Annotated in this window: 11 protein-coding genes; 8 read left to right on the top strand and 3 right to left on the bottom strand. The window is 61.7% G+C overall.

Annotation, left to right across the window (positions count from 1 at the left end; translation table 11 throughout):
* Positions 1–446 precede the first annotated feature (446 nt).
* The 6 genes from C8D77_RS17730 (at position 447) to C8D77_RS17705 (ending at position 6,301) form a co-directional block, all read left to right on the top strand.
* Complete coding sequence (locus C8D77_RS17730) at positions 447–599, top strand: lasso peptide (protein WP_010913078.1); 153 nt, start codon at positions 447–449, stop codon at positions 597–599.
* A 124-nt stretch (positions 600–723) separates the two neighbouring features.
* The gene (locus C8D77_RS17725; protein ID WP_109665943.1) at positions 724–1,038 is read left to right on the top strand and encodes a PqqD family protein; all 315 of its coding nucleotides are present in this window, start codon (positions 724–726) and stop codon (positions 1,036–1,038) included.
* A 124-nt stretch (positions 1,039–1,162) separates the two neighbouring features.
* Entirely contained in the window at positions 1,163–1,540 is a 378-nt protein-coding gene (locus C8D77_RS17720; RefSeq protein ID WP_245951806.1) for a lasso peptide biosynthesis B2 protein, read from the top strand.
* Positions 1,537–3,465, top strand: coding sequence for a lasso peptide isopeptide bond-forming cyclase (locus C8D77_RS17715; RefSeq protein ID WP_109665939.1), 1,929 nt, complete (start codon positions 1,537–1,539; stop codon positions 3,463–3,465). The genes C8D77_RS17720 and C8D77_RS17715 overlap by 4 nt, the downstream gene beginning before the upstream one ends.
* A complete protein-coding gene (locus C8D77_RS17710) occupies positions 3,462–4,448 on the top strand; it encodes a phosphoenolpyruvate carboxykinase (ATP) (protein ID WP_109665937.1) in 987 nt (328 codons plus the stop codon). The genes C8D77_RS17715 and C8D77_RS17710 overlap by 4 nt, the downstream gene beginning before the upstream one ends.
* Before the next feature lie 8 nt (positions 4,449–4,456).
* Positions 4,457–6,301 (top strand): ABC transporter ATP-binding protein, encoded by a 1,845-nt coding sequence (locus tag C8D77_RS17705; protein WP_109665935.1) that lies wholly within the window; start codon positions 4,457–4,459, stop codon positions 6,299–6,301.
* 17 nt (positions 6,302–6,318) lie between these two features.
* On the opposite strand, the gene C8D77_RS17700 is transcribed toward C8D77_RS17705, so the two are convergent.
* Positions 6,319–6,663, bottom strand: a complete 345-nt coding sequence (locus C8D77_RS17700) for an exopolysaccharide production repressor exox (RefSeq protein ID WP_245951805.1) — start codon at positions 6,661–6,663, stop codon at positions 6,319–6,321.
* A 533-nt stretch (positions 6,664–7,196) separates the two neighbouring features.
* Between C8D77_RS17700 and C8D77_RS17695 the strand changes: the two genes are divergently transcribed.
* Both C8D77_RS17695 and C8D77_RS17690 read left to right on the top strand, forming a co-directional pair.
* Positions 7,197–7,874 carry a sugar transferase gene (locus C8D77_RS17695; protein ID WP_109665930.1) on the top strand — a complete coding sequence of 226 codons (678 nt, stop codon included), beginning with the start codon at positions 7,197–7,199 and terminating at the stop codon, positions 7,872–7,874.
* Positions 7,875–7,974: 100 nt separating this feature from the next.
* Positions 7,975–9,240, top strand: a complete 1,266-nt coding sequence (locus C8D77_RS17690) for a polysaccharide biosynthesis/export family protein (protein ID WP_170136761.1) — start codon at positions 7,975–7,977, stop codon at positions 9,238–9,240.
* A 485-nt stretch (positions 9,241–9,725) separates the two neighbouring features.
* Here the strand turns inward: C8D77_RS17690 and C8D77_RS17680 are convergent, their stop codons facing one another.
* Positions 9,726–11,039 carry an O-antigen ligase family protein gene (locus tag C8D77_RS17680; RefSeq protein ID WP_109665924.1) on the bottom strand — a complete coding sequence of 438 codons (1,314 nt, stop codon included), beginning with the start codon at positions 11,037–11,039 and terminating at the stop codon, positions 9,726–9,728.
* 201 nt (positions 11,040–11,240) lie between these two features.
* The gene (locus C8D77_RS17675; protein ID WP_109665922.1) at positions 11,241–12,068 is read right to left on the bottom strand and encodes an SDR family NAD(P)-dependent oxidoreductase; all 828 of its coding nucleotides are present in this window, start codon (positions 12,066–12,068) and stop codon (positions 11,241–11,243) included.
* Between the last annotated feature and the right edge of the window lie 45 nt (positions 12,069–12,113).

Here is a 12,113-nt window from a genome sequence, read left to right as displayed (position 1 = left end):
CCTTGATGCCGTAAAGCTTTTCCTTTTGCAGTGCGAAATTTTGCAACCATCGCGTTTAGCGACATCGGCTGAGGGGGTGGCGAAAACCACAGTTGAAACACCCCCTTACCAGGGCGTTTCAGCCGATCTTCAGCAAGGATTTTCCAAACAAGATTTACCGCATTAGAGATGCCTAAAAAAGAGGCACCTAAGTGGACACTTTATGCAAGCAAAATCAATCGCTTAAAGAATAGACGTTGACATGGCCCTTGTGCACAAGGAATCGGCTCGAAAGAAGTCAGGGTTTGGGCATGGCTCACACATATGGTGACGCCCGCAACCCGTAATTGATTAACGCTTGGTAAATCAGGCTTGACTCATAAATGCTGCCATGCAGCTATTGCGCTGCAGCATGTACGTGCTGACGGCACTCGACAGGCCGTTTCCAGTCCTTATCGGAGAGTAAAATGGAACAGAATGTTGAAAAGCATGAATACGAAACGCCAAGCCTGACGGTGCATGGTTCGATTGAAACCATCACCCAGGGCGGCGGCGGCAGCACGGCGATCGACGCATCGTTCCCCGCGCACACGCCGATCGGCGACCTGACGTTCTCCTGAGCCAATCGCAGTTTTCCGGGGTGACGACTCTGGATCCAAAAAATTAAGAGAGTCGGGGGCCAAACCTCCGACTCCACTTTCATTGCCTGGAACTGCCCGTGCGTATCGTAAGCGAGGTTTTGGGATGAACTGGAAACTATCCAACCATGATTTGGCTGACCACGATTTGGTGAGTGCGACCAAAGATGCCGTGGCTTGCGAATTCGGCAATGGCCTGGCGCTGCTCAACCTCAAATCCAACATCTATTACAGCCTGAACGGCGTCGGTGCCTTCATCTGGGAGCTGATCCAGGAGCCCAGGTCGATCGCCGACATCCGCGGCGCCGTGCTTGCGCGCTACACTGTCGACCCGGAGCGCTGCCAGGCCGACATCGACGCATTGCTGAAGGGCCTGGCCGACAACGGGCTTGCGAGGCTGCATCATGAGGCACTTGTCTAAGCCGGTCCCGCACAAGGCCATGGTTTTGCGGCAGGAACCCGCGACGGAAACAAGCCCCAGGCAGACGAAGCGTCGGGGAAGCCGGCGCAGTCTGTTCAGGGTTTTCTCCCTGAGCGGCTCGGAAATGATCTTCCTTGGCCGCTGCCTGCTGGTGGTCGCGGCGGTTCGGCTGGGGTTGACGCTGCTCTCCTATAACCGTGTTCGCAGCCGGGCGATGCGGCTCGACGCGCGTCAGTGCGCCTCGATGGGCGAGTTGCGGCGTGTCGCCTGGGGCGTTGCCGCCGCGGCCCGTTTCGTCCCTTGCGCCACGTGCCTGACCCAGGCGCTTTCGGGTCAATACATTCTCGCCCGCCAGGGCAATGAATCGAAGATACGCATCGGCATTGAACGCGGCACGGGCGAGCAACTGAAAGCACATGCCTGGCTGATCAGCGACAACCATATCGTGCTTGGCGGATCGATCGACGGTTTCGCTCATCTCATCGATCACGGCAGCCGATGAGCGGCGTCGCCGGAATTCTGCTGCGACAACGACATTCCCTGGGACACCCACCGGCGGTCGCGGCGGCCGACATCCAGCAGATGCTGGCTCGCATGCGCCATCGCGGCCCTGACGGCAGTTCGTGGTGGCTGGGTGCCAACATCGCGCTTGGCCACGCCTGGCTCAACACCACGGATGAAGCCGGCCCCGGTCCGCAGACGATGGCTGGCGGCAGGCTCGCCATCACCGCCGATTGCCGGCTGGACAACCGTGACGAGCTGCTGGCCAGGCTCGGCATCCGAGACCAGTCAGTCGCCGACGCGATCCTGCTGATGCGGGCCTATCTGCGCTGGGGCGAAACCTGCCCGATGCACCTGCAAGGCGATTTCGCCTTCGCCATCTGGGATGGCGAACGGCAATCGCTGTTTTGCGCGCGCGACCATTTCGGCGTCAAGCCGTTCTACTACCACGCGGCGGACCAGCGTTTTTCCTTTGCCTCGGAGATCGGGCCGGTCCTGGGCGTCGAGGGAGTCGGCACACGCATCAGCGAGCACCAGATTTCCGGGTTCCTGGCCGGGCTTCCCGACGACCCACAGTCCACTCCCTACAGCGATGTATTCAGCCTGCCGGCCCGCCACAGCCTCACTGTCACCGCGCAACAGGTGGTGCTGCGCCGCTACTGGCAGATCGAGCCGTCGGCGCGGCCATGGCGGTCGGATGCATCGGAGGAATTCGCCCATCTGTTCTCGCAATCGGTGCGCAACCGCATGCGGGGAAGTCAGGCGGTCGGCGCAATGCTGAGCGGCGGCCTCGATTCCTCGTCGATCGCCTGTGTCGCCGGCCTGCAGAATGCCGCCGCACGCAAACCGAAGCTGCCCACCTTCTCGCTGATTTTCGAGAAGGGCTCGCCGATGGACGAGCGGCCGTTCATCGATGCCGTCCTCGACCTGCAGCAGTTTGGCCCGACGCTGATACCAGTGGGCAACTATGCGCCATTCGCCGAATTCGAACGCGTGCTGGAAGAACAGCAAGGAACGTTCCTGGCACCGGGCCTGACGCTCACCCGCGGCATCTATCGGACTGCCGGCGCCAAGGGCATCAAGGTGCTGCTGGACGGCCATGGCGGCGACGAGGTCGTTTCCCAAGGCCACGGCCACCTGCACGAGCTTGCCAATGCCGGCAGATGGATGGATCTGTGGCGCGAGGTGCGCAGCGCCTCCAACACCTATGGCGACAGCACGCTTGGCCTGTATTTCCAGTTCCTGACCCTCTACGGGCCGGCCTGGCGCGTCGCCAGACTGAGACATCTGGCGAACCGTGTGCTGAACAAGTTTCGCAAGCCGACTGGGGCGCCGCGCGGCTGGCGCGACCTGATCAATCCGGATCTGGCCAGGCGCACCGAGCTGGTCGACCGGTTTCATCGGGCCGGCTACATGCCGCCCGGCATCCAGGCCAGCGACGCCTTGAGCCATCGCTGGATCCTGTCAAACGGCTATGTCCCGCATGCTTTCGAGGTTCTCGACAAGGCCGCAGCCAATTTCGGCGTCGAGCCGCGCTACCCCTTCTGGGACAAGCCGCTGGTCGAGTTCTGCCTGGCACTGCCGGGTGAGGAGAAGCTGAGCCACGGCTTTGGCCGCTATGTGCTGCGCCGCGCCATGCAAGGCGTCCTGCCGACGGCGGTGCAGTGGCGGCGCGACAAGATTGATTTCACCGCCAATCTCGTCAACGGCATGCTGCGCAACCACCGCGACCTCCTGGAACAGCTGCTGGTCTCGGATGCGAGCCGCATCGCGCCCTACGTCAATCTGCCTCAGGTGAGTGCTGCCTATGCGCGACTGCTGCGCCAACCCGATCAGGCAGCACCCCTGGATGTACAGTATGTCTGGCGCTCGGCCTCGCTGTCGCTCTGGCTGCGGCAACTCCAGCACAGCGGGAGCCCCGCATGACACCGCGCAACGAGCCGCTCGCCGCATACAGTGATAATCCCCGTCCGCATGGCCGGGTCGTGCGGGAACGCCGCTTCTACCGGGCCTATGGCCTGACCATCGCGTCCGAGGTGACGTTGCCCGAACTGGAGCCGGGGGCGCCGGGGGCGGCCGATGTCGTCATCGCCGTCGGCGCGATCGACCTGCCAACGCCCTCGCCCGAGGCCGCGACCGACTTCCGTTTCGAGCCGGACCGGCAATATCTGGCCTGGCATGCCGTCGGCGCGTTCCTGATCAGCGATGGCCGCCGTATCGACATCGAGCCGGCGCCCGGCGTCGACGATACGCTGATCGCGTTTCCACTGCTCGGCCCAGTCATGGCGCTGCTCTTGCACAGGCGCGGCCTGCTCGTTCTGCATGCCAGCGCCATTGCCGTCGCCGGCACGAGCGCCATCTTCATGGGCGACAAGGGGGCCGGCAAGTCGACGACGGCAAGCGCTATGATCCGGGCCGGACATCAACTGCTTACCGATGACGTGGTGGCGCTGAACCTCGCCGATCCGAGTGAGCCGATGATTGTTCCGGGTTTTCCGCAGATCAAGCTGGCGGCTGACGCCGCGGCGGCGATCTCGCTCAGGCAAGCGGACGTGCGGCCGCAAGTGCATCCGGCGATCGACAAGATGCAGCATCGCCTGAACGGTGGCTTTTCCGGCGAAACGGTGCCGGCGACCAGGATTTATATTCTCGAGCGCGGCGAAAGGGCCGATATCACGCCCCTGCCTGCCATCGCCGCCCTGCCGGCCATCATCAAATTCTCCTATGTGACGCGTTTCGGCCGCGCAGCCCTGCCCGACGATTTCGCGGCGACACATCTTCGGCAATGTTCATGGATTGCTAACCATGTCGGCGTGTGCCGGCTGGAAGTCCCAACGGGTCTGGACAGGATCGGCGAAGCCGTGGGCCTGATCGAAAGGGATCTGGCGGCTGGCAGTCGGCGGTCGTGAGCGCAATCATGTCGAAGTCCTCAATCCTTCGCCTGTCGCTGTTTCGAGAAATTGCCGCATTCGGCGCCGCCATTGCCCAGATCGGCGGTCGGCGAGCCTGGACGGCACTGATTTTCCTCATCCTGGGCAGCCTGACCGAGGGCATCTCCATCCTGCTGCTCATCCCGCTGCTGCACCTGGTCGGACGCTCCGACCAGGATTTTGCAGTCAAGCTGCCGAATAATGATCTCGTGCGCTGGCTGGTGCCGGATGGCACGCTGCAACTGACGACGGTGCTCTGTGCACTCGTCGGGCTTGTTGCGGTGCAGGCAGCATTCAACCGCTTCAAGTCGGTCTACATGGCCAAACTGCTGTTCGATTTCATCAACCGCGTCCGCATGAACCTGTTCGAGAGCATCGGCAAGGCGCGCTGGGGCGTTTTTACGCGCATGCGGAGTTCCGACCTCGATCATGCCCTGACCGGCGACATCGACCGCGTCCAGGGTGCCGCGTTCTCGCTGTTGATGCTGGTGCAGATCGCCGTGCTTCTGGCCGGCTATCTCTTGATTTCCATGTTCATCTCGCCGGTCATGACACTGTTTGCCGTCGTCATCGGCATCCTGATGTTCGTGGCGCTGCAGCCCTTCCGGATGCGGGCCACTGCCTTTGGCCGGGTGCTGACCGCCAATCGCCAGGACCAATATCGGACGGTCTCGGAATTTCTTGGCGGCATCAAGGTGGCCAAGAGCCTGAACGTCGAAGCCAGCTATTTCGCGCAATTGCAGTCGACGCTGGAAAAGATGAAGGCCGACAATGTCGACTATGTGCGCAACAGCACCATCGGCACCGCAGTGTTCCAGGTGGCGAGCGTCGTCGGCCTGAGCCTGTTCATCTATGTGGCGCTGGTCCGCTTCAACCTGTCGCTGGCCGAGATCGTCGTCCTGCTCCTGGTCTTCATGCGCATCGCGCCGCGCTTCATGGACATGCAGACACAGGCTCAGCAAGTGCTGATCAATATGCCCGCCTATACGGCGATGCGCAGCCTGCAGGCGCGTTTCGATGCCGAACGCGAGCCAGGCGATGGCGCCGCCGGGGAAGGCGGCAAGTTGTCGCTCGCCACCGGGCTCAACCTAAGGGACGTTTCGTTCTTCTATGGCGACGACCCTGCCAAGTCGGTGGTCACCGGCATCACCTTCGGCCTGCCGGCTGGCAAGGTCACCGCGCTGATAGGTCCTTCCGGATCGGGCAAGAGCACGATTGCCGACATACTGCTTGGCCTGCTCGAACCGACCACCGGCAAAATGCTCCTCGACGGCGTCGAGATCGATGCTATCAATCGCCGCCGCTGGCGCGGCCAGGTGGCCTATGTGCCGCAGGACGTGTTCCTGATGCATGACACGATCGCCGCAAACCTGCGCCTTGCCGCGCCGCGGGCCAGCGATGACGATTTGTGGACCGCGCTGCATCAGGCGCACGCCGGCGAATTCGTCGAACGGCTCGACCTCGGGCTCGAGACGGTGGTCGGCGACCGCGGCGTGCGGCTCTCGGGCGGCGAACGCCAGCGCATAGCGCTTGCTCGCGCACTGCTGCGCAAGCCGTCGCTGCTCATCCTGGACGAGGCCACCAGCGCGCTCGACTGGCAAAACCAGTCGCTGATCGCCAGGTCGATCGATGGATTGCGCGGCACGATGACGATCCTGACCATAGCGCACCGGCCGTCGATGATCGCCTTCGCCGACTGGGTGGTGGCGATTGAAAACGGCCGTATCGTCGAGGTCGGCCAATATCAGCGGCTGAAGGAGAAAGCCGGCAGCCGGTTGTCGAGGATGCTGTCGAGTGAACAGTCGGAGACCGAACCCGCCAACGTCGCCTGAGGCAGGTCGGGCGCTGGTTAGTGCAGGCTGCGCCTGGCGCTGCCCAGCTTCTCGCCTTCGGCGACCTCGGGGGCATTCAGTTTTCGTTCAACGTCACGAGCCATGTCGGCCGGCGTCGGCGCGCTCCTGGCGATCATGGCATAGATGAGCACGAAATAGCCCGCCTGAATGACCACGGCGCAGATGATGACGCGCAGCAGTATTGTACCTATCGACGCGCCGCCCAGCCACGACCAGCCGACGACGATCGCCAAAGCGAAAATCATCCCGAGGATGAATTTTGGAAGCGCCATACCCAACAGCCCATAAACCGGCTCGGGTATATCTAACGATTGCCCCACCCGAGCGCCGTCCCTTGTCATGTGGGCTTGTTAAGGTCGCCCACTCTCGACCGGTTGCTTCCGGCCTTTGATACCTGTCGCTACTCTGACAGGTATAATTTGCAATTCTATTAAGGCGAACAGTAGGCGGCAAGGGCAACTGCGGATATTTTTGATTGAGCTTTTGCGATCGACTCTGCCATGGTGCAATGCACGCGACCGGATTCAAGCCGATCTCCGGCCATCCGCGGTTTTCAGTAGAATGGGCAATATTAAGTAGTATTTTATATGGTTTTTCCCAAGTATCATGGCATGCTAAAGCACTAACGTGTACCGCGTTCCGGCGGATAGGTAGGCCTGCCTAAAAACCGCCCCAAAAAGGTCCTTATCTTTTCAATGCTGCCCGTTTATTGTCACAAATGTGCTAAACATCCCGAAATTTGTGCATGTCTAGCTTATTATTTAGTCAATTCATGACGTGACTATTTCAACGGGGTGGGAAATTGTGTGTTGCGCTGCAACATTTTTTTGGTATCGTGTGGTGAACCATTCGTTCAACGCATGGAGTTTACGGCATGAGGGACGTTGCCAAGTCGGCCACGGCGAGCTTTTCGCAGGCTGACATCGATTTTCCGCCGCCGATCGGCGGCCTGCTCAAACGCAGCTTCGATATCACCGGTTCACTGATTGGCTTGATCGCCCTCAGCCCGCTGTTTGTCATGATAGCGCTGCTCGTCAAGTTTTCCGACGGTGGCTCGATCTTCTACGGCCACAGGCGAATCGGGCGCGGCGGGCGGATTTTTCCTTGCCTGAAGTTTCGCACCATGGTTCCGGACGGCGACAAGGTGCTGGCAGCCTATCTCGCCACCAACCCGGACGCCAATGCAGAATGGATCGCGACCCGCAAGCTGAAGAGCGACCCGCGCGTCACCCGCGTAGGGGCGGTGCTGAGGAAACTCAGCCTCGACGAACTGCCGCAGATCATCAACATCCTGCAGGGCGACATGAGCCTTGTCGGCCCTCGTCCGGTCGTGCGCGACGAACTGGAAATCTATGGCACATCCGCGGTCTACTACCTGAAATCCCGCCCGGGCCTGACCGGCCTGTGGCAGGTCAGCGGCCGCAACGACGTGTCCTATGACAGCCGCGTCGCCTTCGACCGCCACTATGTCGAGAACTGGTCGCTGTTCGAGGACGTTCGCATCATCATCAAGACCGTCCCGGCTGTGTGGATGTCGCGCGGCTCTTACTGACCAGCCTTTCGCCGATGCCAGACATTGGTGCCGGCCATTCGACGCAAGCTCATCGGGCGATGGGGCTAAAGCGGATCGGAACGTTCAGTTGAAAACAGATATGTTCGAAGCCTTTCGCAGCGGCCCGGTTTCCGGCCGCCTGCGGCGGGCGCGTTTGCTGGCCACATGCCTTGCCGTGTCGCTCGTCATCCCCCACATCGCCGCTGCCGGCGACTACCGCCTCGGGTCGCAGGACAAGCTGACCATCCGCGTCGCCGAATGGCAGACCGTGGAAGGCACATTTCGTGACTGGTCGGCGGTGAATGGCGAGTACACGGTCGGTCCATCCGGCACACTATCGGTGCCGTTCGTCGGCGAGATGCCGGCGTCCGGCAAGACCACGTCCGAAATCGCAACGGCGATCGGCGAGGCTTTGCAGAAAAAGCTCGCTCTGTCGGACAGACCGGAAGCCTCGGTCGAGATGGCGCAGTTCCGGCCATTCTACATTTCGGGCGAAGTCCAGAACCCTGGCCAGTTTCCTTATGTGCCCGACCTGACAGTGTTGAAGGCCATCAGCGTCGCCGGCGGCATCAGGAGAAACGCCGACTACGGCCCTCAACTCGGCAAAGACCTGGTCACCGCCAAGGGCAATTTCGATGTCTCCGACGACCAGCGCATTCGGCTTATCGTCAGGCGCGCCCGCATCGACGCGGATATGGCCGGCAAGGCGAGTTTCGACGTGCCGAAGGAGGTCGAAGGCGATCCGCGACTGCCAGCCATCGTCGCGGACGAGATGACGATCCTGACGGCCGACCAAAAGGCGCTGAAGCTGAAACTCGAGGCGCTCGACGATCTGAAAGGGGTTTTGGAATCCGAGATCGAATCGCTGCAGAAGAAGATCGTCAATCAGCAGCAGCAGGTCGACCTGGCGCAGCAGCAACTCACCAGCATCGGTCCGCTGGCACAGAAAGGCCTGATCGCCAACGCCCGACTGCTGGATTCGCGGCAGTCCGTCGCCGACCTGCAAGGCAAGATCCTGGACTACGAAACGGCCATCCTCACCGCCAAGCAGGCGATCAGCAAGGCAAAGCAGGACGCCATCGATGCCCAGAACACCTTGAGTTCAAGTCTCGCCACCGACCGGCAGCAGACCGAAGCCGACCTGAACGAGGCCGCGCTCAAGGCGAATATGCAGAAAGGCCTGATCGCCCAGGCCACCGATCCCGCGACGACGGCCGCTATGACAAATGATCAGCAGCCCACCCTGCTCTATTCACTGGTGCGCAATGTCGACGGCAAGACCAGCGAAATCGCCGCCAAGGAAGACACACTGGTGCTGCCTGGCGATGTGATCAAGGTCAAGCTGGCACCGCTGGCCAGCCAGTAGCCTCGCGAACCCGGCACTACCCCAGTGTTTCAATCCGTCCGGCAAGGACGGGTTTGGGTAGTGTCTCAGTTTGAAATTTGAAAATCAGAAAACAGCGTTGGCCGCCCCTCGGCTTCGTTGCTTGTGGCAATGCGTATAACGCGGACTGCATTGGCGATCACGTCCACGGAGCGCTTCTGGCTGGCATCTAACTTGGGTACTCCAAAATGATGATGTAGCCAGACGGCTGCGTGAATGGACCGTTCTCCATCAGAATATCGCGCGTGGGCTGCCAGATTACGTTGACGATCCGACTGCCCTCTTCGCCCAGGCTGTGGAGAAGCGTTTTTAACCGATCAACGTCGTCCGGGCATGTCTCAACAGCATATGGCATGAAAACCTCCTCTGCTTTGCGGTAAGCATATCGGAGTTCGGCCCAGATCGCGACAAGCGCGGCGTCACTACGGTTTTTTGCGAGTGCTGACTTCAGCCCGCGAGTTGATCGCTTATGACGGACCGGCCGCCGCCGGACGGCCGGCATGCCGGGGCCAGTCAGCCTCGCCCCTGGCTGCCTCCGCCGGCTCCAGGGCCTGCGACCGCCGCGTGCGGGTAACAGGCAGCCGCACCAGCTTGAAGAAGCTGAAATACATCAGGAAAGAGCCCATGATGTAGGGGTTGAGGATCTCGACCTCGACAAAGGAGCGGATCAGCAGCAGCACCATCACGCCGAAGAGGATCACCGAATCCGCCTGCCATGTCCTGAAGATCACCGCCGAAACGTGGCCGTAGAGCGTGCGCAGCATGATCAGCGATACCAGCGTCGCCCCGACGAAGCCGAGCTCGACGAGGGCCTCGATATAGGTGTTGTGGAAGTGGAAGCCGGTGCGGGTGGTGATGTAGAATTCGTTCCACAGCCGCTCGGCTTCGGCGAAGCCCTGCACCCAATAGGCGGCATAGCCGACGCCGAGAACCGGCGATTTCTGCACCGCGTTCCAGCCCTGCTCCCACAGATAGGTCCGCCCGGTGAGCGTCGAATCCTTGCCGAAGAGGCCGAGGACGAAGTCCATCAGCCCGAGATTCAAGGCGACGAAGGCAGTTACGACCAGCAGGCCGGCGCCGATCAGGAAGATCACCCGGCGATAGCGCCGTGACAGAAGTTTGCTCATGGCAAGAAGCGCCACCAGCGCCAGAACCGCCGGTATCGAGGCCATCGAGGTGGCGGAATGCGAGACGACCAGCACATAGGCCGATAGCAGCACGACGGGCACCGCCAGGATGAGGCTCAACCGGCCGCGCCTGTAAAAGGCAAGGAAGACGACGCAGAAATAGATGCCGAGCGAGCCGACAAAGCCGATCTGGTTCTTGGAGGCGAAGGCGCCGACGAAGTTGACGGTGCCGTCGAGAACATCCTCGGAATAATTCCCGACCTTCAGCGAATAGATGAGGACGACGAATATCCCGATTAGCGCCCCTATGGTCAATGTGCGCACGCTGACGGTGCGCGCAGCGACGTAAGCGCAGGCGATATGGGAAAAGTACTGGACCGACGTCCTCGCGGTGACGCCGGGCGCCTGCGACCAGAAAACCGAGAAGCAGACATAGGCCGCAAACAGCAGCGGCAGCCAGGCGCTGGACAGCTGCCGCAGGAACCGCCGGTAATCGACCAGGATGAGCGGAAGCCAGACCGCATAGTAGGCCAGGATCAGCACCTGGCCGAAAATGACCGAATAGGAAAACGCCCAGATCGAGACGGCTACGGCAAAGGCGCCATAGACCGAGTTCTTCTCGGGATCGATCAGCAGGGACTTTGGAATCTTCATCTCAGAGTCCCGCCGACACGACCCAGGGCCGGCAAGCCATGAGCCGGCCGGAATCTTCGCAAACATGGGCGTGCAATAAACGGCGTCTCCATTGTGCAGTGCAATATAACCTATCGCGCCCGGCGCTCAATGGCAAATCCGGTCACCTTGTCTTACAGCGAGGCATTTGCGGAGAGGTCAGCTGGTTGTGTGTCCGAGACGCTACCACATTGCTCCGCCGGTGATCTGTATGTTCTCCATGGTGATGCCCTTTGCCAGATCCGAGCACAGGAAGACCGCCAGAGCCGCAATCTCCTGCGGCTGCAGCATGCGCTGCTGCGGGTTGCCCCTGGCGATTTCGGCCATCGCCTCCTCAGGTGCGCGCCCCTTGCCTTCGCGCTCGACGACCTGCGCCACATTGCGGCGCATCAGTTCGGTCTCGACCCAGGTCGGGCTGATCATGACGCAGGTGACGCCGTGCGCCGCCCCTTCCAGCGCCACGCAGCGTGTGAGGCCGAGAAGTCCGGCCTTGGACGCACAGTAGGCCGGGTTGTCCTTCCAGCCGACCGACGCCGCCGTCGAGCCTATGTTGACGATGCGGCCCCAGCCGCGCTCGATCATGCCCGGCAGCACCGCACGCGTGGCGCGGAAGGCGCCAGTCAAATTGGTGTCGACGATCTTGTCCCACAGCGCGTCGGAATGGCCGCAGACCGGCTGCTCCGCGGTGGTGCCGGCGGCGTTGACCAGAATGTCGGCGGGGCCGATGGCGGCTTCGGCGTCCGCCGCGAAACGATTGGTGACGTCGCTGTCGCGCACGTCGAGATGGGCGGCATGGACCCTGGTTCCGTGGGCTGCAAGAGCCGCACGCACGCGCTCGATCTCGTCCGCGCCAGGATAGTAGGCGGCATCGGATCTGTCGGAGCCGGCTGGCGCGATGTAGGAGCCGACGGCAACGTTGGCGCCGGCTTCAGCCAAAGCCGTGGCAATGGCGAAGCCCATGCCCGAGAAACCGCCGGTGACGATGGCACTGCGGCCGGAAAGGTTGTTCATGGCACACGGTCTCCGCTCTGTCCCGGGCAGGCAATCAGGCCTGAC

This window comes from Mesorhizobium loti, assembly GCF_003148495.1.
Lineage (GTDB): Bacteria > Pseudomonadota > Alphaproteobacteria > Rhizobiales > Rhizobiaceae > Mesorhizobium > Mesorhizobium loti.
The sequence above is the reverse complement of the archived record's forward strand: the minus strand, read 5'-3'. Positions and strand labels throughout refer to the sequence as shown.

Coding starts and splice junctions, on each gene's coding strand:
- C8D77_RS17730 (WP_010913078.1), top strand. CDS start 447: ATGGAACAGAATGTTGAAAAGCATGAATACGAAACGCCAAGCCTGACG.
- C8D77_RS17715 (WP_109665939.1), top strand. CDS start 1,537: ATGAGCGGCGTCGCCGGAATTCTGCTGCGACAACGACATTCCCTGGGA.
- C8D77_RS17675 (WP_109665922.1), bottom strand. CDS start 12,068: ATGAACAACCTTTCCGGCCGCAGTGCCATCGTCACCGGCGGTTTCTCG.
- C8D77_RS17680 (WP_109665924.1), bottom strand. CDS start 11,039: ATGAAGATTCCAAAGTCCCTGCTGATCGATCCCGAGAAGAACTCGGTC.
- C8D77_RS17690 (WP_170136761.1), top strand. CDS start 7,975: ATGTTCGAAGCCTTTCGCAGCGGCCCGGTTTCCGGCCGCCTGCGGCGG.
- C8D77_RS17725 (WP_109665943.1), top strand. CDS start 724: ATGAACTGGAAACTATCCAACCATGATTTGGCTGACCACGATTTGGTG.
- C8D77_RS17705 (WP_109665935.1), top strand. CDS start 4,457: ATGTCGAAGTCCTCAATCCTTCGCCTGTCGCTGTTTCGAGAAATTGCC.
- C8D77_RS17695 (WP_109665930.1), top strand. CDS start 7,197: ATGAGGGACGTTGCCAAGTCGGCCACGGCGAGCTTTTCGCAGGCTGAC.
- C8D77_RS17720 (WP_245951806.1), top strand. CDS start 1,163: ATGATCTTCCTTGGCCGCTGCCTGCTGGTGGTCGCGGCGGTTCGGCTG.
- C8D77_RS17710 (WP_109665937.1), top strand. CDS start 3,462: ATGACACCGCGCAACGAGCCGCTCGCCGCATACAGTGATAATCCCCGT.
- C8D77_RS17700 (WP_245951805.1), bottom strand. CDS start 6,663: ATGACAAGGGACGGCGCTCGGGTGGGGCAATCGTTAGATATACCCGAG.